A 23,703-nucleotide genomic window follows, 5' to 3' on the forward strand; every position below is an offset into this window, starting at 1 on the left:
GGCTTTTAATCGTCAACTCAGGTTACTCACCTCGGTAAATACAACCTGCGGTACATGTCTCTTTAATTTCAACTTTGCTAAGTAAAGCAAGTGAGGGTTTCAGTTGCTGCCAAATCCATTTCGCCAACACTTCACTGGTTGGGTTTTCCAACCCTTCAATATCGTTTAAATAGTAGTGATCTAAACGGTCATAAATCGGCTTGAATGCAGCTTTAATTTCAGAAAAATCGATCACCCAACCCGTGTGAGGATCCACTTCTCCTTCCACATAAAGACGAACTAAAAAAGAGTGTCCATGCAAACGCCCACACTTATGTCCCTCTGGAACATGTGGCAGACGGTGTGCCGCTTCAAACATAAACTCTTTGTACAACTCTGATTTCATCTTAACTTACCTAACTTCAACAAACCGAATATAAACCTAAACCAATGCGTTCTCGCTGAAACTCGCATCTCAAGGCGTTTGGGTATACTACCTAACTTAACCACGAAGCTCTAGTGTGAACCCTATTCCATTTCCCTCAGCGTCAATGTTTCTATTCGTCGTTTTTTTGACGCAACAACAACTTTATGACTACATGTTAGTTACATCACAATTACATTAGTAAGTGCTTGTATAAGCTCACAATAAAGAAACCTTACTGTAACAATGCAGAGCAAAAACCCTAAAATTGTTACGTCAATTCTAATAAAACGTAAAATACATGCGCTCAACAATAACTTTTAAGCTTCTAATCGCCCTTGTGTTGGTGTTCGGTTGTGTACTGGCGGTCTCTACTTTCTATCAGTATCAGCAACAAAAAGAACTCATTCACGACGTGCTTAGCGAGCAATTACACGATAAAGCAAGCAACTACTTTGATAGCCTAAACATGATGATGCTTACGGGCACCATGTCGCAGAAAGAAACACTGCGTGAAAAAGCCATGGCACAAGATGGCATTGAAGAGGTACGCGTTCTACGAGCTGAGGCCGTGAATAAAATCTACGGTCCCGGAGGTGAAAACCAAGCTCCTGCTGATGATATCGACCGACGCGCCTTGGCGGGCGAATTAGTGATAGAACCCATACAATCCGATTGGGGAAAAGGTCTTGTCGTCGCTCTACCAATGAAGTCTAGCCTGAACTATCGCGGCACCAACTGCGTCGGTTGTCATGCTGCACCAGAGGGCGAAGTGCTAGGCGCTATCCGCCTTGAGTACAACATGAACCATGTAAATTCAATGGTCAGTAAGCAAGCGATGATGGCCATTGCCATCATGTCATCCATTACCTTTGTTGGCTTTATCCTCACCATGGCGTTGACACGCAAAATCGTTGTCTCCCCTTTGCAGGCAGCCTCTAAGTTTATGTCCCAAGTGTCCGAGTCTAAAGAGCTTTCTGGACGACTTGTCACCAAGCAGCAAGACGAAATTGGCGTACTCACCCATTCTATTAACTCGTTTATGGACACGGTGAGTAACAGCCTTCAGCAAGTGCAGCAAACCACACATACTCTCTCCGGAGCTGCAACCAAACTCACCGATGTTGCGCAATCAACCGACGACGCCGCTAACAATCAGCAAGCTGAAACCACGGATGTTCAAAGTAATATTAACAATATGCTGGAACAACAAAACCATACCGAGCAAGCCACACAAGAAGCCACTGCACTGGTTCATCACACGGTAAAAGTAGTGACTGAAAGTGCCAACAGTGCCCATCATGCAAGTGAAGATATCAAGCAACTGGTTGGTTCTATTGATAATGTCAAAGACAAAATCAACGCACTCAACAATCAAACTTCAGAAGTATCCTCAATTTTAGAAGTGATCAGTGGTATCGCTGAGCAAACTAACCTTCTGGCATTGAATGCCGCCATCGAAGCGGCTCGCGCAGGAGAGCAAGGCAGAGGCTTTGCGGTTGTTGCTGAAGAGGTTCGCAACTTAGCAGGTAGAACCGCAGAAGCGACTGGGAATATTGAAGCAATTATTGAGCAGTTCCAGCGCGGTAGCCAAGAGTCTCTCACCTCGGTAGACAAAGTATGCGCGCAAGCACACCAGAGATCCGAGGATGTGGAGAGTTTATCGCTCGCCATGCATGACGTAGTGGATGGTATGCAGCAAGTGCTTGCCCATACGCGAGAAATCGAGCAAAAAACCCAAGATACGTCCGCAGTCAGCCATCATATTCAAGGTAAAGTCGACACCATTACCTCTCATGCCGATCAAACCTCCGATTTGGCATCACAAACGCGTGACATTAGCCTAGACTTAGAACAGTTGTCCGACCGTCTGGAGCAACTCATCAACCAGTTTTCGCTAAGTGACAGCAATCAGATGAAAAAATAGCGCAATTATCGCGGTGAAATCGATAATAATGGTTGAAGCTATCGATTTGACAGGTAATATGGTCATTCGATGAAAAAGTAATGACAACCCAATGTTTTGGCGAATTTTTGGTCAATAAGGCCACTACCTTTGTCGATAAACATTGGGTTCTATTTTTACCCCAATCCTTAATGGAGATTATTGTTAACATGACTTACGCGCCTGTAAAAGACGTACTGAGCGGTAAGCTAGCAGTAGACAGTGAAGTAACTGTTCGCGGCTGGATCCGTTCGCGTCGTGATTCCAAAGCTGGAATTTCTTTCCTTGCCATCTATGACGGCTCTTGTTTCGACCCGATTCAGGCCGTGGTCCCTAATAATCTTAATAATTACAACGACGAAGTGCTAAAGCTAACCACTGGCTGCTCTGTTGAAGTAACAGGTAAGGTTGTGGACTCACCTGCTGCTGGTCAAGCATTTGAGCTTGCGGCAACTGAAGTGAAAGTTGTGGGTTGGGTTGAAGATGCTGATACATACCCAATGGCGAAGACTCGTCACTCTATCGAGTACTTACGTGAAGTAGCGCATCTACGCCCACGTACTAACGTAATGGGTGCAGTTGCACGTGTTCGTAACTGTCTATCGCAAGCGATTCACCGTTTCTACCACGAGCAAGGCTACTTCTGGGTATCTGCTCCGCTAATCACTGCTTCTGATGCAGAAGGTGCTGGTGAGATGTTCCGCGTTTCAACGCTAGACATGGAAAACCTACCTCGTACTGAAGAAGGTAAAGTGGACTACAACGAAGATTTCTTCGGTAAAGAAACGTTCCTAACAGTATCTGGTCAGCTAAACGCTGAAGCTTACGCTTGTGCACTAAGCAAAGTTTACACATTCGGTCCAACTTTCCGTGCTGAAAACTCAAACACCAGCCGCCACCTAGCGGAATTCTGGATGGTTGAGCCAGAAGTTGCGTTTGCCGAACTAGACGACGTAGCGAAACTTGCAGAAGACATGCTGAAGTTTGTTTTCAACGCTGTACTAGCAGAGTGTCGTGATGATCTTGAGTTCTTTGCTCAACGCATCGACAAAGAAGTAATCACTCGTCTAGAGCAATTTGTTTCTTCTGACTTTGCTCAAGTTGACTACACTGATGCAATCCAAATCCTTCTAGATTCTGGTCGTGAGTTCGAGTTCCCTGTTGAATGGGGTATCGACATGTCTTCTGAGCACGAGCGTTTCCTAGCAGAAGAACACTTCAAAGCGCCAGTAATCGTTAAGAACTACCCGAAAGACATCAAAGCATTCTACATGCGTGCTAACGATGACGGTAAGACTGTAGCGGCAATGGACGTACTAGCACCTGGTATCGGCGAAATCATTGGCGGTTCTCAGCGTGAAGAGCGTCTAGAGATCCTCGACGCACGTATGCGTGAAGTGGGTATCGATCCTGAGCACATGAGCTGGTACCGCGACCTACGTCGTTACGGCACAGTGCCACACGCAGGTTTCGGTCTAGGCTTTGAACGTCTAGTATCTTACGTAACAGGTATGGGCAACGTGCGTGACGTGATCCCATTCCCACGTACACCTCGCTCTGCAAACTTCTAATCATCGATTAGACAAAAGATTCGTAGATTAAGACCTCCTTCGTGGAGGTCTTTTTTTGCCCAACTTTCGCCAAAAACGACCACACTTTTAGCACTTATCTAAACTTAAACATCTCAAACGGCTATTTATCTAGGTTATCTTGCGCGATTTTCTATTTTTTCACTTACTTAATTTTCAAATCGTCTATTTACTCACCAATAATGAAAGATTAAATACCAATCTTGGCGCTCGCTAAGTTGCACACAAAGGCGCAACTTATATACTTGTTGTTAGCATAGCTTTGTCCTATTCAATTTGGAGGTGAAAATGAAACAGTTCACAATGGACGATCTCTCCTACAATGGTGCACATCAAGGCGTGCATAGTTGGAACCACCCTGCTGGCGATAACCCTTATTTTTGGCATCCTGATTGGCTGCATATTGCGGAAGACGCCATGGGATTGCACCCCAAAAAAGCGCTCGACGTCCCTGCGGGTGAACAAGCGACTGAAGAACATGCCAAACAGGCCATCATTGACCACCTTAACCAAAACTAACTCGTTCGGATGTGATGCTAGGCAAAACGGTTGGCATCACATTATTTTTGTCAGTTTCTGCTAAATTCTGCATGTCACTTGTGACATATTTCAAACCCAAAGCGATGAAAATGATGACTAAATACAACGAAAATGACCTGCAATACAAAGGTGAAAGCAACGGAGTACATTCGTGGTCTACACCTAGTGGTCAACCCTACTACTGGCATCCTGATTGGCTACACATTGCCGAAGATGCAACAGGCGCACACCCTAAAGCGGAAATCGATGTCGCCAAAGATGAACCCATTACCAAAAAACACGCGCTGAACACCATTTTGCTCCACCTTAATACTTGGGCAACCAAGACCATGTCGAGCAACCCAGACTTTGAAACTCAAGCGCATGAGTCACAAATGGAACTCAAAAAATAGCGATCTTATGGTCGAACCCTGTGTGGTTTCGGCCATTTTTACCTATCACATGTTGACCTTTAAAGTCGCTGCTGTTGCAGAGCTCTAATCTGATTTTTCTTCACCACAGAGATCACCATGCAGCTTAAGCGCCCATCATATGATCGCTACTACCCTGCTCTTCTATTCGCTCTTTCTGACAAATTCTCTGCTAATCATGCTACTTGGGTATAATAAAACGCCCTCAAATTGCGTTTTGTTATTAGTCGCCCCAAAAATGGCAATTACTGCTCTATCTCGCTGAGTTTTCCACGCTGTAAATTTCATTGTCACGTTAATAGACAAGGGATTAGCGGCTTTGTAGCAGAATGTTTACATCATCAAGAGTTATGTGGATTTGAGTTTTATCTCCGTCAAAACTCGACTTTCTTGATTCAATTGCTTAGAAAAAGCCCGTGATTCGAACACGCTTTGATCCACAGTGAATAAAATTTCTGGTTTATACCCATTTAGTGTTGTCTCTTGTGCAGCATAAAGGTATAAATATTCAAGTTACACTCTATCCCCCTTCGATTAACATGGATGACGATTATGTTTGAAAAAGTAGTTGCAGCGCCAGCAGACCCGATCCTTGGTCTTACTGAAGAGTTTAAAAAGGACCCTCGCGCCGAAAAAATTAACCTCGGTGTTGGTATCTATAAGAATGAGCAAGGCGAAACCCCTGTTCTAGCAACCGTTAAAAAAGCTGAAGCGGCGCTTGTAGAGACCGAGAAAACCAAGTCTTACCTAACAATCGAAGGAACCGCTGAATACGGACTTGCGGTACAGAAACTGCTTTTCGGTGCCGACTCAGAGATTGTCGCTGAAAAACGCGCCAAAACGGCTCAAGCACCAGGCGGTACAGGCGCATTGCGCGTCGCGGGTGAATTTATTAAACGCCAACTGGGTGATGTAAAGATCTGGATCAGCAATCCAACTTGGGCGAACCACAACGGCGTATTTACTGCAGCTGGTATCGAAACCGCGCAGTACAGCTACTACAACGCAGAAACCAAAGACAAAGATTTCGCTGGTATGGTTGCCGATCTTGAGCAAGCACAAGCGGGTGACATCGTTCTGCTGCATGGTTGCTGCCACAACCCAACGGGTATCGACCCTACTCTTGAAGAGTGGGAAACACTGGCGAAGCTGATTGCTGATAAGCAGTTGCTACCTTTGTTCGATTTCGCTTACCAAGGCTTTGCGAAAGGTGTAGAGGAAGATGCAGCGGGTTTACGTATTTTCGCTAAATACAACCAAGAGATTCTTGTTGCTAGCTCATTCTCGAAAAACTTTGGCCTGTACAACGAACGTGTCGGTGCTTTCACTCTTGTTGCACAATCAGAGCAAGTTGCCACAACGGCGTTCTCTCAAATTAAAGCGATTATCCGCTCTATTTACTCAAACCCACCTGCGCACGGCAGTGCGGTTGTGACCTACATTCTAGGCGACGCAGATCTACGTGCTGAGTGGGAAGCGGAAGTAAAAGAAATGCGCGATCGTATTCAAGAAATGCGTGAGCTATTTGTGACAACACTAAAAGAACAAGGTGTCGAAGCAGACTTTAGCTTTATCGAACGTCAAAACGGTATGTTCTCATTCTCTGGTCTTTCAAAAGAGCAAGTTGCCCGTCTAAAAGATGAGTTTGGTATCTATATTGTTGGTTCAGGTCGCATCAGTGTGGCTGGTATGACTAAAGCGAATATGCTGCCACTTTGCCAAGGCATTGCCGCAGTTTTATAACCTTTCCTTGTGAATAGAATAAGAAAAAGCCAGCTTTCTAAGCTGGCTTTTCTATTTGATAAAAGGACAATCTTACTGTAGATATTTCGACTTAGTGGCCGTTCAAAATACGCTACAACTCAACCATCAATTCATCTTGCTCCAAATAGGTGATATGCACTTGCAGTTGCTGCTGGATACGGTCCAACTGCTCTTGCTCGAGTTCGTATGGCATAACCACACGTAGCTCATGAATACCCTCTGATTTTGCGAGCTCTAAGAGTGTGTGAATATTTGACTCATCACTATGGCTGGCTGACAGCGATCTCATCGCTTGGTTCATCAATCTCTCTTCTGGAGTCCAAGACTGTTGAACCGAATCATTCCAAGCAATACTAAAAACTGGTGCGATCGTGCTTAGCGCTTCAAGAAACGTCCATTTCTTGCTGCAAGCGTCACCTAAAAATGAGGTATAGTCAAAAACCACACTTGCCTTGCCTTGATGTTCCATATCAACCCCCGTCAATCAGGCAACAAGTGATTTTACTATCTGTCAAGACGCCTAATAGATCAATAGGATATAGAACAATGGTCTGTTATGCTCAATCGCGCGATAAAAATGGCATATAAAAACCAATAAAATAACAAAGTGAGCACATTTTGGTGATATAGAAAACCAGTTGCGTAATAATTATATCACCAAAATAAACCATCAAAATTGGTTATTATTTCGATAGAAATCACTTAACATCGACAATTCTGCTCGCTTTTTTGTACTGAATTCTCCAACCTTGCCATCGTGGTAATTCCCACCGCTTAGGATCGCCTTTGCGTAACCCATCGCGATAAACCACATAAATCAATTTTCTTTGCGGGTAATACTCAACGTCTAGGTTCAAGTCTCCCAGCAGAAGGGAAAATGGGTACTGTTCGGCAAATGTTTCATATTCCCAATATGGGATGCCGTCAAACGGGAAATCGTCGGCGCTAAAAAGATCGAGCTCATCAACCTCATTGAGCTCCAACATCTCAAGTTGTTCAGTAAACCATTGATCGAACGTTACCCCACCATGCTGTGCTTGTTGCGCCAATCCCAGTTCAACATATATACGCCAATGTTCGATTTCTGCTTTACGTTGCGCGTAGAAACCTTCTAGCTTTCTATTTTCTTTGACTGCCTCAAGCATCGGTTGTAATGCAAGCTCGCCTTGCGCGAGTTGATTGCGGCTAGCAATGACTCTTCCAGCATAAATCAAATGCATGGCGACGTAGGTGCCCTGCTCATCCGTTACGCTATCACCTTGCTGCCACTCTCCGATGGGAAGACTGGCGAGCAATGACATCTCAAGCGGCATCATTTGAGTGGCTAACGTTAGCGTCTGCTTGACCCCGCGCCCCGGGATACTATGAGTATCTAACACCAGTGCCGCTTCAACTGAGCTCGGCAAACGGCTATCTCGCCCGACCATCACTTCCATAATGCCATTACCGAGCGCTTCTTTGCGTTTCGCTCGTCGAACGAAAACCAGTTCAGGATGCAAGGTCGCAATGGCTTCAACCCAAGCCTTGTGATTGTATCGAGATGCCACTTCAAGCAACGGCAATTCAAACAGTTCGCGCATTTGCGCAGCCAACCCTTGAGCTTCAGCGAGCGCCTCTTGGTCAACGCTTACACCCGAGAATGTTTTGCCACGGACCACACCTACCGCCAGTTTCCCATCACAACCGCTACTCTCCTCTTTGGACAACCTCTCCAATTGTTCTTCATCACCAGTTACTTGATACAGTCTCGCTGGCGTCGCAAGCACCGCGGTGTAGTCAATCATCGCTTCTTTCAATGCTCGCGTCGGCATGCGCGTCACTAAGTCTGCCAGTAATGCATCAATGGGAAGTGGGTAAATCATTCGACCATGCTCGGTGGCAAGTCCATTTGAATCAATCGCCTGCATATCGAGCAGGATTTGCTCGGCTTGTAGCAACGACTTCTCAGGTAAAGGGTCAAGAAAATCCAATTCAACCAACGACACGCCGCAACTCGCTGATGCCAGCATCGCTTCTGTAAGCGTTTCTCGATGCATCTCTGGCGGCGTCACCTGAATCAGCGGAGCATGTTCACCATAAAGGCGCACACATTCGCCATCCATAACACGTCCGGCTCGTCCCAACCTTTGCTTGGCACTCGCTTGTGAGATGTGCTTTAAGCTGAGTGTCGTGCGTCCGTTGCGTTGTTCGGTACGCCGCTCGAGACCTGAATCAATCACCACGGCAACATTGGGAATCGTCAAAGAGGTTTCAGCCACGTTAGTCGCTAACACAACTTTCAATTCAGCTTGGGGGTTTAAAGCAATTTCACGTTGTTTATCAGAGACTGAAGCATGCAATGGCGCGATAACCACGCCATCAATGTTTGACAACATTTGCGCGCACTGAGCGATCTCTTTGCGCCCCGGAAGAAAAACCAAAATATCACCACTAGCGGACTCTAAAGCTTGCAGTACTTCCACTTTCACGCGCTGTTCTAACTGACGGATGTCAGGCAGCTGGCGTGAGTCTGTTGCCTTTGAACGTAACTCAACCTGATAACTTCGCCCTTGTGCTTGTAACCGCTTGGCGTCAATGTATTTCGCCAGTCGTTCACCTTCAATCGTGGCAGATGTCAGCACTAAACGGTGTTTTTGATGGCGCTTAAAGAGTGCCACCAGCAAGTCTGTATCCCAGCGGCGCTCATGAAATTCATCGACAATCACCACATCAAAGTCCGCCAACTGGTTTTCAGCATACCAACGTAGCGCCACACCGGGTGTGACGAAAACCACCTGACTTTGGTCGTTAAATCGGCTTTCAAGTTTGATCGCGTAGCCCACCGACTCCCCAACTTGCTCACCACTTTGCTGGGCTAGAAACTGCGCCAAAGAGGTACAAGCAATTCGACGCGGTTCGATGACCAAAACTCGGCCCTGCGCTCTCGCCCAAAGCGGCAGGCGAGTTGATTTTCCCGAGCCCGTTTCCGCTTCAACCACCAGGTGATGAGTAGACAAGCTGGTGAGGAATTCGTGTTTGAGAGAGTCAATTGGTAGAGTGGTCATAATTACATGTTCTTAATGGAGTTAATGGCGATTATAGACAAAATTACTAATGGTTAAAGTATTGGTAAATAGAGGTCTCACTATCTGTTACGTTCCTTGTGACGAGCGCAATCCCGGTTTACAATATGGCGCACATCAGTTAACTGATCACACTCGCTCAACACTCTTGTTTCTCGACTATAGGTTCTCAATGAATAACGATAAACGTCCACTCTACATCCCTTTCGCCGGTCCTGCACTGCTCAGTACACCACTACTCAATAAAGGCAGTGCGTTTTCAGCATCAGAACGCATTTCATTTAACCTTGAAGGTCTGTTGCCAGAAACCACCGAGACCATTCAAGAGCAAGTAGAACGCGCTTACCAGCAATATCGCAGCTTTGAGAGCGATATGGATAAGCATATCTACCTGCGCAATATTCAAGATACTAACGAAACACTGTTTTACCGACTGGTTCAAAACCATATTTCAGAGATGATGCCAATCATCTACACACCAACCGTTGGCGCGGCGTGTGAAAACTTTTCAAACATCTACCGACGTGGACGCGGTTTGTTTGTCTCTTATGCGAATCGAGAACGAATGGATGACATTTTAAACAATGCATCTAACCACAATGTAAAAGTTATCGTCGTCACCGATGGTGAGCGTATTCTTGGTCTGGGTGACCAAGGTATCGGTGGTATGGGGATTCCAATCGGTAAGTTGGCACTTTACACCGCCTGTGGTGGTATTAGCCCAGCTTACACCTTGCCTATCGTCTTGGATGTGGGTACCAATAACCCGCAACGACTCGCCGATCCTATGTATATGGGCTGGCGTCATCCGCGCATTACTGGGCAAGATTACGATGCATTCGTTGAAGAATTTATCCAGTCGGTGCAGCGTCGCTGGCCAGATGCGTTGATTCAGTTTGAAGATTTCGCACAAAAAAATGCGATGCCGCTGCTGGAACGCTATAAAGATCGTATCTGCTGCTTTAACGATGATATCCAAGGCACGGCGGCTGTCACCGTTGGCTCTTTGCTTGCGGCTTGCCAAGCGGCTGGCAGCAAACTGTCTGAGCAACGAGTCACCTTCCTTGGTGCAGGTTCTGCTGGTTGTGGTATCGCAGAAGCGATCATTGCTCAAATGGTATCTGAAGGGATCTCGGACGAGCAAGCTCGTAGTCAGGTTTATATGGTTGATCGCTGGGGTTTGCTGCAAGAAGGCATGCCAAATCTGCTCGATTTCCAACAGAAACTCGTACAAAAAACCGCGAACACGGCTGAGTGGACAAGTGAAGGTAACGGTTTCTCGCTGCTTGATGTGATGACCAATGCCAAACCGACGGTTCTAATCGGTGTATCTGGCGCTCCGGGGCTGTTTAGTAAAGATGTTATTAAGGAGATGCATAAGCACTGTGCGCGTCCTATCGTCTTCCCATTGTCTAACCCGACCAGCCGAGTTGAAGCGACACCGAACGACATTATCCGTTGGACCAACGGTGAAGCGCTAGTCGCGACTGGTAGCCCATTTGATCCTGTCGTGCACGATGGCAAGACTTACCCTATCGCCCAATGTAACAACAGTTACATCTTCCCGGGTATTGGTTTAGGGGTATTGGCCGTTGGTGCGCGTCGCGTCACTGATGAAATGCTGCAAGAGTCAAGCCGTGCTCTGGCAACTTGTTCACCACTTGCGATTAACGGTCAAGGTGCGCTATTGCCACCGCTTGAAGCGATTCATACTGTGTCGAAGAAAATCGCGTTTGCGGTGAGTAAAAAGGCAATTGAACAAGGTGTTGCACAAGAAATTACCGATGAAGCATTAGAAGAAGCGATCGAAGCATATTTCTGGCAACCGGTATACCGTCGTTACAAGCGTACCGCGTTTTAAGACCGAGTATTAAGCTCAACAAAGCCCCTGACTATGGGGCTTTTTCATTGGAGAGAGCATGTTTGAGTATTTAGCGCCAGCGGGACGCTACCTTGCGCCCTACCTAACTGAGATATCTACCGCGTTGATCGCCTGCGCGTTAGTCATGTTTGGTGGTGAGATTAATGCTAGCCTTAGAAGAATACTGAGAGCACAGAACTTTATCCTCAGAACCTTAGTATTTATATTGATAAATGCGTTCGGATACGGCTTAATCATTGTAAAAGCAACACCTTACTTAGCTCGGACACTAGGCCAACTCCCATACGGCATTATGTTTTGCATCGTTGTGAGTAGCTTTGTCGCTATTGGCTTGTGGGCACAGAGGAACAGACAGATTTAGTGCGTAACATTTTTCAACACCATTTAACCAAAACACGACTGAATGCGATGGTCAAAGCCCTCAAATGGGTGTGTATAGGGCTTATCGTACTCGCCGGCGCGCTCTTTGCGATTGATAGATGGGTCAGTTATCAAACACAACAACAGCTCTATTTTTCTGTCGACGATGTTGCGCCACACAATGTCGCGGTCGTTCTCGGCACCAGTAAATACCTTGGGAAAATACTCAACGAGTACTATGTCCACCGCATTGATGCGGCGATAGATCTCTATAACCAGAAAAAAGTCTCAAACTTTTTGCTCAGTGGCGACAATGCTCACCGTTCGTATAATGAACCTTGGACCATGAAGCGAGATTTGTTGCGCGCAGAAGTGCCCGATGAACGTATTTATCTTGATTACGCAGGTTTTCGCACCCTTGACTCGATTGTCCGTGCTAAAGAGATTTTTGATACTGATAATTTCTTGATTATCTCACAGCAATTTCACTGTGAACGTGCGCTTTTTATTGCCAATTTTCACAATATTCAAGCGAAGTGCTTAGCGGTGTCAGGTCCAACTAAACACTCTGGATTTAAAGTGAGATTAAGAGAGGTCTTTGCCCGTGCTAAAGCGGTACTCGATTTGTATATTACCCGTGCACAGCCAAAGTTTCTTGGTCCCAAAGAGCCCATTTCAACGCCGCCCGAAACCAGCGCTGAGATAAGCGAACTCAACCCAAGCTAGCTGTTATCCAACTCACCCGCTTCAACACGATTACGCCCTGCATGTTTCGCTTTATACAGCAGTTCGTCGGCGCGGGTGATCATCTCTTGCGGCGTTTCATCGCCTAACTGTGCCACTCCTAAACTGGTGGTTAGCACCTGTCCATGCATCCATTGATACAGTTCTACTTTTTGTCTCAGTCGTTCAGCCAGCATGTAGGCTTGCTTGAGATTAGTTGAAGGACAGAAGATAAGAAATTCTTCGCCACCCCAACGCACTAGCCGATCGGTGCCACGCAGTTCAACCAAGATCACCATGGTGAACTCTCGTAAGATGTCATCGCCCATTTTATGGCCGAATTCATCGTTAACGCGCTTAAAGAAATCAATATCCAGATAGATGACTGAAAGCTCTTCCGTTGGCTTCACATAGCTATTGAATTGAGTTTCAAGCCATTCGCGCACCGCATGGCGGTTCATCGCACCGGTCAAAGCGTCACGGTGAGCCTGCTCTGAAAACTGAATATTTTGTTGCTTCAGCCGATTATTAAGGTGTTGAAGGTGAAGTTGACGCTTCTCAGATTCCAGTGCTTTATGACGACTTTCACGGATTTCCAGTACCGAGAAAATAATCGCAAAGCTGACCCAAAGCATCAGCAAACAAAACATCAAGGTTTCTTTGTGGATGTAATAACCGATAAATTTGACACTATTGATTCTAAGTTGATACAACCCCTCAGGTGATCCAGAACCGGTGGCAAACTCGATACGATTAATGTTAGTAAACTCCGGACCTGAAAGCTCAATCGGAATGCGGTTGTCCACCAACCACCAAGTCAGTACTTGCAGATTTTTTAGGGGGATATTCAATACCTGACTGTAGTCAGCCTGACGATAGTCTAAGCCGTTGTACTTAAATGTGTATTCATCATCACTTTTTGAGTATGCGGGATTGTAATTTCTCAGATAGAAACGCAGAGCAGGTTTTTGTGTCGAGTCGAGGCGAATAAAATCGACATCAAGTCGAACCGTGTGGTAGTCGGACAAATCAAGCCCTTGAGTCGCATCCTGATCATTAATTTTGATCGATACGCCACAATATGGCCATTGGTAATCTGGGCTTTTCTTGAGTTCGCAGTTAAGAATTGCTGCATCACCCGTATAAGCGATGGAGCTGATCGAGGCGCCTTTCTGAACCTGATCGTTAGTCGCCACAAAGGTAAATTTGTCGGGGCTAATCTGGAAGACTTTCTTTTCACCAAACTGCCAATGCAATGTGATAAGCAGCACTGTAAAGACGAAAAGGAGAAAAATCAGCTTATGAATGGCATTCACTATGCTTCTCGCTCACTATACAACATGACTCCAAGTAACCATAAGCTGAAATGCCCTGTGAGATCAGCTGAGATCGCCATCCCTGTTTCTGCATTAGTTAGTCACCTGAGCGTATTATTATTTTTGAGACAAACTTACGCGTTTTATGTTCATTTGCCTAGAAAAATAAGTTTTAAAGCGAATTTTTTCGGACTGATATCATGTTCAGCTAAGCACAACGACGTGATATTGAGTCAGGGTAAAATGTAAGTGATAGGAATGAAAACAGAAACTCTGATAAGCTAGTCATAATAATTAACTAAAGCACTTACAAGTTATAAAAAAAATCGTTCCTTTTTTTGCATGCTGCAGTGACGATAGAGTCAGGCGCGTCGCTAAGCATACTCATTGGACAATAAGTGCCTTTAGTCACGATAAAATACACTATAAAGAGCAAAGTCATGTCGTTAAACATTACTGGAACATTGCGCAAAATGCGCGCAAACCTGGAAGATCAGGTTCATTATCACCTGCCTGTAGGTGAGGAGTTAATTGACCTCAAACCTTTTATTGGCAAGCACATTACCCTCACTCATACGGGCAACATCTTCTGCCAGTCTTGCGGTAAAAAAACCAAAAAGAGCTATTCACAAGGACATTGCTTCGTCTGCATGAAAAAGCTCGCAAGCTGCGATATGTGCATTATGAAACCGGAAACGTGTCACTACGAACAAGGTACATGCCGTGAACCGCAATGGGGTGAAGAAAACTGCATGGTTGACCATTTCGTTTATCTCTCTAACACCTCCAGTCTTAAAGTGGGCATTACTCGTCATACTCAGCTCCCAACTCGTTGGATTGACCAAGGTGCAACCCAAGGTATGCCTATCTTTAAAGTTAAAACCCGTCATATTTCTGGTCTAATCGAAATCGAACTGGCCAAACACATTGCGGATAAAACCAACTGGCGTACCCTGCTCAAAGAAGATGGTCAACCCTTGGCGCTAGAAGATAAGTTTGCCGAACTTCTGCCGCTGGTGAGTGACAAAATTGCCGAAATCAAGCAGCAGTATGGTGAAGATGCGATTGAGATTTTAAGCGAGTCGATAACGCCAATTCACTACCCTGTGCTTGAACATCCAACCAAAATAACGTCACACAATTTCGATAAGAATCCGGTTGTATCAGGCAACTTACAAGGTATTAAGGGGCAATACCTTATTTTTGATACGGGTGTCATTAACATTCGTAAGTTTACCGCCTATGAAGTCACCGTCAGTGACGAGTAGCCCATAGCAATAGAGCCACCCAAGGGTGGCTCTATTCATTGAAACAACGACCTAAAGGTGAAGCAATCGCTGTAGTGCGATAAACAGTCGGTCGATCTCTTGCTTGGTGTTGTAGTGCATCAACCCCACGCGCAGTACCCCGTCCGCTTCTATCCCTAACTGGCGAACTAAGCCTAGTGCATAAAAGTGACCACTGCCCACACATAAATTAAGTTGCCCTAACGCACTTGCCACCTCTTTTGTGCTAATCCGGTCAAACGTCAGAGCAAATGTAGCCGTACGAACCGCGCAATCGGCATCAAGTCGTCCCAAAAGTCTCACCCCTTTCAGCAACTTAAGTTTCGCCAAAAAGTATTCACTCAACGCGGTTTCGTATTGGTTGTAGTATGCGTAACTCTCTACTAGTCGAGTGCGCAGATCTTCCCCTTGCGTCCCCCACTGTGCAAGATATTCAATTGTCGCCACCAAACCAGCAAGTGCTTCGAAGCTCTGCGTCCCTGTTTCAAAACGCGCTGGACCAAGTTCAGGCGCCGGTTCTACTTTATATGGTCGTAAAGTTTGCACCCATTTTGGCGCTACGTAGCCGATACCGAAATGGGGGCCAAAAAACTTATAGGCAGAGCAAACCAGAAAGTCACACCCCAGTGCTTGCACATCAATCAAATGATGGGGAGCGTAATGTACAGCGTCGATATAAACTTGCGCACCAACGCGCTTGGCCGCCTCAATGACCGGCGCAACCTCAACGATTGACCCTGTGGTGTTTGACGCCAGCGTGAGAGCGACCAATCGTGTGTTGGAATTAATCAGATTTAGCAAAGCTTCGACATCAAGTGAGCCATCGTTGGGAATGATCGGAGCTTGGTGCACCAGCGCGGATTTGTCCTCTGCTGCCTGCTGCCAACTACTGACGTTCGCGTAGTGATCGAGCGCAGTGACGACAATCTCATCCCCCGCTTGCCAATCTCGACTGATTGCTCGGCTTAAGGCAAAAGTGAGCGAAGTCATGTTGGCGCCAAAAATGATGGAATCAGCCGATTGTGCATTGAGTAATGCCTGACAAGCATTGCGGGCATCCGTAACCAGTTGGGTGGTCAACTGGCTGGAAAAGTAACTTGCGCCAAGGTTCGAGTTGTAATGCCCAAGGTAACTCACCATCGCTTCCAGCACTGACTCGGGAACCTGTGAGCCTCCGGGACCATCAAAAAAAGTGACCGGAAGATCATTATGAGTTTGATGCAAAGCGTTAAACTGGGCGCGTACTTTATCAACCGTAAACTCAGGCGTGAAGGTCATTGCTTGCCTCCTTGGCTGTCAGCACAAACAGATCCATATAGCCCTGTTCACCATCTTCAACCACCCGAATAGGCATTGCGTTGTGCCAAAGCTCGCGATCAGCCAGCATCGCCACCTCACCATTTTGCAATACTTTGCGGAAAAATGGCGCTTCATGGCAATCGCTATACAGCATGATTTCACCGCCAACGATATTGTGACGCTCAATACCGATGAGCGCGATATGGTCAAACCCATCTTGGTGCACCCCTTCTGGCGCAACCTGAGTCTCTTGGTAAACCGCTGCAATACGGATTTGGTGGATTTCAATCTCCTGCCCATTCGGTAATCCATTTCGTTCCACAAATAGACGGCATACTTCACGCATCCCTTCACCGTATAAGGTCGCGCTCAGCAAAGGCTCGAATTGACGCACAATATTACCTTGAAAACGGTTGATATCATCTGACTGAACAAACTGGTTTTTATCCGTTGCCACAACGCGGTTATCAACAAACTTTACTACTGAGTAGCGACGCAACCGATACTGTCCATCTGCGTGATCGGTATGAGGCAATAGCTCGAATGAAGGGGATAATTGGTTAATCGCTTCACCACTGAGATTGGTGATCTGCAAAGTATTCTCGTGACTATGTAACATCATCTGCTCCTTAATGAATATACATAACTGTTAAAATTAACATTTAATTTACATATACTTTTACGCAAATATTTCATCAGATCAACGAAAAGCGAGATTTAAGACTACTGATTATCTAAATTTGGTTGTTTATTTCGCATTGAATTTTCTGGCTAGTGAAAACATCCAAATTTAATCTTTGGCAGTTCAAAAAACTAGAACAGAACACTGCCTGCTCATTTTATTTCCTTTCAATACAGAGAGTTAAATAGATAACCCAACAGAAGTTTCCACTACTCGACGCCCCATTTTCGTCTTGGCTCGCATTTTTCCAACCTTTGCTCTGCTCAATTTCCCATCAACTAAGCGAAGCGTTCTAAGTTATTGCGATTTATTTAATTGGCACAACTTGATTGTCCTTTTCCTACCCCCATTATTTCTAATACAATCGAAGATATTATTTATTAGAGTGATTCCCACATCGCCATCGGCGTAGCTCGGGTCAATGCTTAATGGAGCGCTAATGAGCAACGTAAAACACTGCAACCTACTTATTCTTGGCTCTGGACCTGCTGGATACACAGCAGCAGTTTATGCTGCACGTGCCAACCTCAAACCTGTACTGGTAACCGGTATGCAGCAAGGTGGACAACTCACCACCACGACAGAAGTTGAAAACTGGCCGGGCGATCCTGAAGGTTTAACAGGCCCTGCACTGATGGAACGAATGAAAGAGCACGCTGAGCGTTTTGAAACCGAGATGCTGTTCGATCACATCAACCAAGTTGATTTCAGTCAGCGCCCTTTCCGTCTATTTGGTGACAGTGGTGAATACACTTGTGATGCGTTGATTATCTCAACTGGCGCTTCAGCCAAATACCTAGGCCTGGAGTCAGAGGAAGCGTTCAAAGGACGCGGAGTCTCTGCTTGTGCAACCTGTGACGGTTTCTTCTACCGCAACCAAAAAGTGGCGGTTGTCGGTGGTGGTAACACCGCAGTGGAAGAAGCGCTTTATCTGTCTAATATTGCTGCCGAAGTGCACCTCATCCATCGCCGCGATAGCTTCCGTGCTGAGAAGATTCTTGTTAAGCGTCTAATGGATAAGGTGGAAAACGGTAATATAATTTTGCACACCGACCGCACGCTAGAAGAAGTGGTTGGCGATGATATGGGCGTGACAGGCGTACGACTTAAAGACACCCAATCCGATACGATTGAGGAGTTGGCGGTAATGGGCGCATTTATCGCTATCGGCCATCAACCAAATACCGATATTTTTGCTGGTCAACTTGAAATGAAAGATGGCTATATCGTTGTAAAATCAGGATTAGATGGCAACGCAACTCAAACTAGCGTAGAAGGTATTTTTGCCGCTGGTGACGTTATGGATCACAATTACCGTCAAGCAATCACCTCAGCAGGCACTGGCTGCATGGCGGCTTTGGATGCTGAACGCTACTTGGATAGCCTTGCAGACAAGGCATAATCTGACTGCTCTGTCGGAGCTATTCACATTTTTTACGTAAATCCCTAAAGCCCTGCGGTATTACCGCGGGGCTTTCTTTTGTATAATCACCAGTTCAAAAAATAAAAAATCAGCAGTAAGCCTTCATAATGGATAAAAAGAAACAACGCAGCTTGAACAAATGGCTACGTGAGCAAAGTAAACTGGCAAAACGCTGGCTACTTGTCGCGGTTGGTCTTGGCGTACTTTCAAGCATTTTCCTTTTGGGGCAAGCAGCTTTGCTCGCTACCATTCTTCACCAATTAATTATCGAACAGGCAGATAAATCCACATTAGTTGGTCATTTCATTGGCTTGGCAGCCATTGTTGCCATTCGTGCCCTTTGCTCATGGGGACGCGAGATTGCCGGATACCGTTGTGGTGAACAGATCCGCCTCTATATTCGCCAGTTAATCTTAGATAAGCTTCGCGAGTTAGGCCCAGCCTATATCAAAGGTAAACCCGCAGGCAGTTGGGCAACGCTGCTTTTAGAGCAAGTCGAAGAGATGCATGACTTCTTTGCTCGTTATTTGCCGCAAATGTCGCTCGCTGTGTTGGTGCCTTTTATCATTCTGGTGGTAGTGTTCCCGGTCAACTGGGCTGCCGGCTTAATCTTCCTGATTACAGCGCCACTTGTGCCGCTCTTTATGGCACTGGTTGGCATTAAAGCCGCTGACGCTGGGCAGAAAAACTTCAAAGCGCTTCAACGCCTATCGGGTCACTTCTACGATCGTTTGCAATCGATGACCACCATTCGTTTGTTCGACCGTACCAAAGCAGAGACCGAACTGATGCAAGGCGCGTCTGAAGTGTTCCGCTCACGTACGATGGAAGTGCTGCGTATTGCTTTCCTCTCGTCCGCTGTGCTGGAATTTTTCACATCTATTTCCATTGCCCTGACCGCTGTCTACTTTGGTTTCGCCTTTATTGGCGAGCTAAACTTTGGCGACTACGGACTTGGCGTAACCCTGTTTGCCGGAATGTTTGTACTTATTTTGGCTCCGGAGTTTTACCAACCCTTGCGTGACTTAGGTACCTTCTATCATGCTAAACAACAGGCTGTTGCAGCGGCAGAAAGTATCGTTGAATTTCTCGACACTGACGTAACCGCAGTGAAATCCGGCTCAACACCGATTGCTGATCGCAGCGCTATCTCGCTTAAAGCGACAGATCTTGAAGTGTTTAGCTTAGAGGGCAAAAAATTACTCGGTCCGATTTCATTTGAAATCCACGCGCAGCAAACCACCGCTTTGGTAGGCCCAAGTGGTGCGGGCAAAACCAGCTTAGTAAACGCAATCCTAGGATTTTTGCCTTATCAAGGCTCATTGATGATCAATGGTATTGAACGCAGCCAACTCGATTTAATCGACTGGCGCAAGAACATCAGTTGGGTGGGACAAAACCCATTGTTATTGCATGGCACCATCCGTGAGAACATTACCTTAGGCAAACACGATGTGTCTGACCAAGCGATTAACACTGTGCTCAAAGATTCATTTGCGGCGGAGTTTGTTGAACATCATGGTCTCGATTACCCTATTTCTGATCGCTCCGGTGGTTTATCTGTCGGGCAGGCCCAGCGCTTAGCGCTGGCTCGCGCTATGTTGCAAAACGGACAATTCTGGCTACTCGATGAACCGACGGCAAGCTTAGATGCCCGTAGTGAACGCCTTGTTACACAAGGACTGAATCACCAAATTGAAGGTAAGAGTGCATTGATTGTGACTCACCAACTCGCGCCACTGCAAAGTGTCAATCAAATCCTAGTAATGCAAGATGGGCAAATCGTTCAAGCGGGTCCTTTTGAATCACTGGCCAACACTGACGGTCTGTTTAAGCAAATGTTGCGCGCCAACCAAGCTCTACAACAACACAACGAGGGAAATCTAGATGCGTGATTTACTCCCTTACCTAAAACTGTATAAAAAGCACTGGTTCGGACTGTCACTTGGGATGGTACTTGCCTTCCTAACGCTATTTGCTTCAATCGGTCTACTCACCTTATCAGGTTGGTTTCTGTCCGCTGCTGCCGTTGCGGGTTTAACCATCGCGCGTGAAACCTTTAACTATATGCTGCCCGGCGCTTTTGTTCGCGGTTTTGCTATGGGGCGCACTGCTGGTCGTTGGGGCGAACGAGTGGTTAGCCACAACGCCACGTTTAAGCTATTGACTGATTTGAGAATTTTCTTCTTTAAAAAGCTAGCACCACTGGTTCCAGGCAAGGTAGCCAATCTTAGAGATGCGGACCTTCTCAATCGACTGATTGCGGATATTGATGCAATGGACCATGTCTATTTGCGTCTTATTAGCCCAATGATTGTGGGTCTGTTTGGTATCGCTGCACTTACCGCGGTGCTGTGCTGGTTTGATCAAAGCTTAGGCTTAACACTCGGCGCCATTCTGCTGACCTTACTGATTGTTTGGCCAATCCTATTTCATAAGTTGGGCAAACGAAACGGCAGTGAGCTGACGCAAAATAAAGCGGATCTGCGTATCACTACCCTAGATTGGCTGCAAGGTTACAGCGAACTTACCCTATTTGGCGCGGAAGAGCGTTACCGAAACGCCATTTACACCGCACAAGAAAAGCTGCTAAAGAATCAGTATTTTGATGCGCATTTCTCCGGTGTTGCACAAGCTCTATTGATGCTGGCAAACGGCTGGACTTTGGTGCTGATGCTTTGGCTTGCCGCTGATGGCGTTGCTGGCGCACAACCTGATCCGATGATAGCGCTGTTCGCCTTTGCAACCATGGCAAGTGTTGAGTTACTGATGCCAATCGCAGGCGCCTTCCAACATTTAGGTAAAACACTGACTTCAGCCCGTCGTCTCAACGAGGTAATTCTCGCGGAACCAGACGTGCAGTTCCCTGAACAAGATGTTGTCCATCAGGGTGACTATAGTATCGAATACCGTGATGTCAGCTTTACTTACCCAGATGGTAACCAACCGGCAGTTGAACAAATTAACCTTGCGATTGGCGGAAAGCAACGCGTCGCCATCGTGGGTCAAACTGGCTCAGGCAAATCCACGCTATTGCAATTGCTCACTCGTTACTGGGACGTCAATCAAGGACAACTGCTTATCGCAGGCAAACCCATTCAACAATGGAGCGAGTCCCAACTGCGCAGAGCAATCACGGTGGTCAGCCAACGTGTTGATGTCCTAAACGGGACACTGCGTGACAACCTTATCTTAGCCAAGCCGGACGCCGATGACGAAGAGATCACATTGGCTCTGCATAAGGTAGGGCTAAGCAAGCTCGTTCAAGGTGAGAATAACAACGGACTCGATGCGTGGCTGGGTGACGGTGGTCGCCAACTCTCTGGTGGTGAAAAACGCCGTATTGGCATCGCTCGAGCCTTGCTGCACAACGCGCCTATCCTGCTGCTCGACGAACCAACTGAAGGCTTAGATAAGCAAACCGAACAACAGATTATGACGTTGTTTGAGAAACACTTCGAAGGCAAGACAGTGGTATTTATTACCCATCGCTTGGTTAATCTCGACAAAATGGATGCGGTATGTCTGATTGAAAATGGTCAGATGGTCGAGCACGGCTCACACCAAGAACTGATTGCTCAACAAGGTCGTTACTATCAGTTAAATCAAACACTGTAACCCTTGCCAATATTCGTTTTGAAGGTCGTAAGTTTCGCTTACGACCTTTTTGTTTGCGGTTAATTTATCTACCTAGCTTGAGAAATAGCACTTTATGGCACAAGCTGAATTTAATGGCAGATAGACAAATAACACCCCAATAACTTCCAGCCAGTCACCGATATTGCATCGTCAGTTTGCCGCTTTATCTAAATGAGGAGATTGCATATGGCAAACACTGCTTTGCAGTTTGAACTCGACGAATATCAGTTACGTTTACATAAAGTTCGTCAATCAATGCAACAACAAGAAATCGATCTGCTCATTGTTCACGACCCTTCCAATATGTCTTGGCTGACAGGTTACGACGGCTGGTCTTTCTATGTTCCTCAATGTGTGGTGATCGGTTCAAGTGGTGAACCGGTTTGGTTTGGTCGTATTCAAGATGCGAATGGCGCCTACCGCACCACCTATATGCAGGCAGACAACATTACATTTTACCCCGATCACTACGTGATGAACCCGCCCCTTCATCCAATGGAATATCTTGCCGAGCAGGTTCTCAAGCCAAAATTGTGGAACCGCGGACGCATTGGCGTAGAGAAAGATAACTACTATTTTAGCGCCACAGCCTTCGAGGCATTGGTTAACCACCTCCCCTGCGCCTCTTTCGTCGATGTGACAGGGCTTGTCAATTGGTGCCGAGCCGTTAAGTCACGCCAAGAGATAGCCTATATGTGCCGTGCGGCGAGAATTGTCGAGAACATGCATCGCTTAGCTTATGAAATGATTGAGCCGGGGCTACCTAAGCACTACCTTGTGGCAGAGCTAAATCGCCAAGCGATTCTTGGACATGAAGAGCATTTTGGTGACTACGCGGCGATTGTGCCCATGCTGCCTTCCGGTACAGATGCCGCAGCGCCACACTTAACTTGGGACGACAAACCATTTCGTAAAGGTGAAGGCACCTTCTTTGAAATTGCGGGCGCTCATCGCCGTTACCACTGCCCATTATCCCGTACCATTTTTCTTGGTGAACCCAATGACAAATTCAAACGCGCCGATGAAGCGCTCACCAAAGCGCTGGACGCAGGACTCAACGCCGCTCGTCCCGGTAACACATGCGCTGAAGTCGCCAATATCATCAATGGTATTTTAGATAGAGCAGGCTTTTCACGCCAAGGGGCACGCTGCGGGTACCCGATAGGGCTAAGCTACCCTCCCGATTGGGGAGAAAGAACCATGAGCCTGCGCAGCAGTGACCACACCGTATTAGAAGAAGGGATGACGTTTCACTTAATGCCCGGACTATGGTTTGATGATTGGGGACTTGAGACCACCGAAAGCATCATTATCGGTCGCCATGGCGGCAAGACCCTTTGCAACTTCCCACGCCAACTGTTTATCAAACACTAACCGCTT

Annotated in this window: 19 protein-coding genes; 13 read left to right on the forward strand and 6 right to left on the reverse strand. The window is 46.4% G+C overall.

Annotated elements, in window-relative coordinates:
- Positions 1-22: 22 nt before the first annotated feature.
- Positions 23-385: a 6-carboxytetrahydropterin synthase QueD gene (queD, locus tag GZK95_RS08495; protein WP_075707713.1), complete on the reverse strand. Its 363-nt coding sequence runs from the start codon at positions 383-385 to the stop codon at positions 23-25.
- 319 nt (positions 386-704) lie between these two features.
- Between queD and GZK95_RS08500 the strand changes: the two genes are divergently transcribed.
- The 5 genes from GZK95_RS08500 (at position 705) to GZK95_RS08520 (ending at position 6,630) form a co-directional block, all read left to right on the forward strand.
- Positions 705-2,330, forward strand: coding sequence for a methyl-accepting chemotaxis protein (locus GZK95_RS08500; protein ID WP_075713260.1), 1,626 nt, complete (start codon positions 705-707; stop codon positions 2,328-2,330).
- Between the two features lie 188 nt (positions 2,331-2,518).
- Positions 2,519-3,919, forward strand: a complete 1,401-nt coding sequence (asnS, locus tag GZK95_RS08505) for an asparagine--tRNA ligase (RefSeq protein ID WP_075708613.1) — start codon at positions 2,519-2,521, stop codon at positions 3,917-3,919.
- 306 nt (positions 3,920-4,225) lie between these two features.
- The gene (locus GZK95_RS08510) at positions 4,226-4,456 is read left to right on the forward strand and encodes a hypothetical protein (protein ID WP_075713258.1); all 231 of its coding nucleotides are present in this window, start codon (positions 4,226-4,228) and stop codon (positions 4,454-4,456) included.
- A gap of 113 nt (positions 4,457-4,569) precedes the next feature.
- Positions 4,570-4,869 carry a hypothetical protein gene (locus GZK95_RS08515; RefSeq protein ID WP_075708615.1) on the forward strand — a complete coding sequence of 100 codons (300 nt, stop codon included), beginning with the start codon at positions 4,570-4,572 and terminating at the stop codon, positions 4,867-4,869.
- A gap of 570 nt (positions 4,870-5,439) precedes the next feature.
- On the forward strand, positions 5,440-6,630 hold the full coding sequence (locus GZK95_RS08520; protein ID WP_075713256.1) for an amino acid aminotransferase: 1,191 nt from the start codon (positions 5,440-5,442) through the stop codon (positions 6,628-6,630).
- Between the two features lie 112 nt (positions 6,631-6,742).
- On the opposite strand, the gene GZK95_RS08525 is transcribed toward GZK95_RS08520, so the two are convergent.
- Both GZK95_RS08525 and GZK95_RS08530 read right to left on the reverse strand, forming a co-directional pair.
- Entirely contained in the window at positions 6,743-7,120 is a 378-nt protein-coding gene (locus GZK95_RS08525; protein ID WP_075707721.1) for a transporter, read from the reverse strand.
- A gap of 229 nt (positions 7,121-7,349) precedes the next feature.
- The gene (locus GZK95_RS08530; RefSeq protein ID WP_151148845.1) at positions 7,350-9,695 is read right to left on the reverse strand and encodes a helicase-related protein; all 2,346 of its coding nucleotides are present in this window, start codon (positions 9,693-9,695) and stop codon (positions 7,350-7,352) included.
- Between the two features lie 190 nt (positions 9,696-9,885).
- Here GZK95_RS08530 and GZK95_RS08535 point away from each other — a divergent pair, with 190 nt between their 5' ends.
- From GZK95_RS08535 to GZK95_RS08545, 3 genes are read left to right on the forward strand one after another with little or no spacing between them, the layout of a single operon-like run.
- Entirely contained in the window at positions 9,886-11,574 is a 1,689-nt protein-coding gene (locus GZK95_RS08535) for an NAD-dependent malic enzyme (RefSeq protein WP_075708617.1), read from the forward strand.
- 58 nt (positions 11,575-11,632) lie between these two features.
- Complete coding sequence (locus tag GZK95_RS08540) at positions 11,633-11,956, forward strand: DUF3392 domain-containing protein (protein WP_075713304.1); 324 nt, start codon at positions 11,633-11,635, stop codon at positions 11,954-11,956.
- 47 nt (positions 11,957-12,003) lie between these two features.
- Positions 12,004-12,681 (forward strand): SanA/YdcF family protein, encoded by a 678-nt coding sequence (locus GZK95_RS08545; RefSeq protein ID WP_083626099.1) that lies wholly within the window; start codon positions 12,004-12,006, stop codon positions 12,679-12,681.
- Here GZK95_RS08545 and GZK95_RS08550 read toward each other — a convergent pair.
- On the reverse strand, positions 12,678-13,994 hold the full coding sequence (locus tag GZK95_RS08550; protein WP_139315015.1) for a GGDEF domain-containing protein: 1,317 nt from the start codon (positions 13,992-13,994) through the stop codon (positions 12,678-12,680). The two genes, GZK95_RS08545 and GZK95_RS08550, sit on opposite strands and share 4 nt — an antisense overlap.
- Before the next feature lie 440 nt (positions 13,995-14,434).
- Between GZK95_RS08550 and GZK95_RS08555 the strand changes: the two genes are divergently transcribed.
- Complete coding sequence (locus GZK95_RS08555; RefSeq protein WP_075713300.1) at positions 14,435-15,262, forward strand: DUF2797 domain-containing protein; 828 nt, start codon at positions 14,435-14,437, stop codon at positions 15,260-15,262.
- Positions 15,263-15,313: 51 nt separating this feature from the next.
- On the opposite strand, the gene GZK95_RS08560 is transcribed toward GZK95_RS08555, so the two are convergent.
- Positions 15,314-16,558 carry a cysteine desulfurase-like protein gene (locus tag GZK95_RS08560; protein ID WP_075713298.1) on the reverse strand — a complete coding sequence of 415 codons (1,245 nt, stop codon included), beginning with the start codon at positions 16,556-16,558 and terminating at the stop codon, positions 15,314-15,316.
- Positions 16,542-17,198 carry a 2OG-Fe dioxygenase family protein gene (locus GZK95_RS08565; protein WP_075713308.1) on the reverse strand — a complete coding sequence of 219 codons (657 nt, stop codon included), beginning with the start codon at positions 17,196-17,198 and terminating at the stop codon, positions 16,542-16,544. The genes GZK95_RS08560 and GZK95_RS08565 overlap by 17 nt, the downstream gene beginning before the upstream one ends.
- A 502-nt stretch (positions 17,199-17,700) precedes the next feature.
- On the opposite strand from GZK95_RS08565, the gene trxB reads away from it, so the two are divergent.
- From trxB to GZK95_RS08585, 4 genes are all read left to right on the forward strand, one after another.
- Positions 17,701-18,663: a thioredoxin-disulfide reductase gene (gene trxB, locus GZK95_RS08570; protein ID WP_075707735.1), complete on the forward strand. Its 963-nt coding sequence runs from the start codon at positions 17,701-17,703 to the stop codon at positions 18,661-18,663.
- Positions 18,664-18,791: 128 nt separating this feature from the next.
- Positions 18,792-20,579, forward strand: a complete 1,788-nt coding sequence (gene cydD / locus GZK95_RS08575; protein WP_075716042.1) for a heme ABC transporter permease/ATP-binding protein CydD — start codon at positions 18,792-18,794, stop codon at positions 20,577-20,579.
- Positions 20,572-22,302 carry a heme ABC transporter ATP-binding protein/permease CydC gene (gene cydC, locus GZK95_RS08580; protein ID WP_075716043.1) on the forward strand — a complete coding sequence of 577 codons (1,731 nt, stop codon included), beginning with the start codon at positions 20,572-20,574 and terminating at the stop codon, positions 22,300-22,302. The genes cydD and cydC overlap by 8 nt, the downstream gene beginning before the upstream one ends.
- A 207-nt stretch (positions 22,303-22,509) precedes the next feature.
- Positions 22,510-23,697: a M24 family metallopeptidase gene (locus GZK95_RS08585; RefSeq protein WP_075716044.1), complete on the forward strand. Its 1,188-nt coding sequence runs from the start codon at positions 22,510-22,512 to the stop codon at positions 23,695-23,697.
- The last annotated feature ends 6 nt before the right edge of the window (positions 23,698-23,703 follow it).

Source organism: Vibrio panuliri, assembly GCF_009938205.1.
GTDB classification, from domain to species: Bacteria; Pseudomonadota; Gammaproteobacteria; order Enterobacterales; family Vibrionaceae; genus Vibrio; species Vibrio panuliri.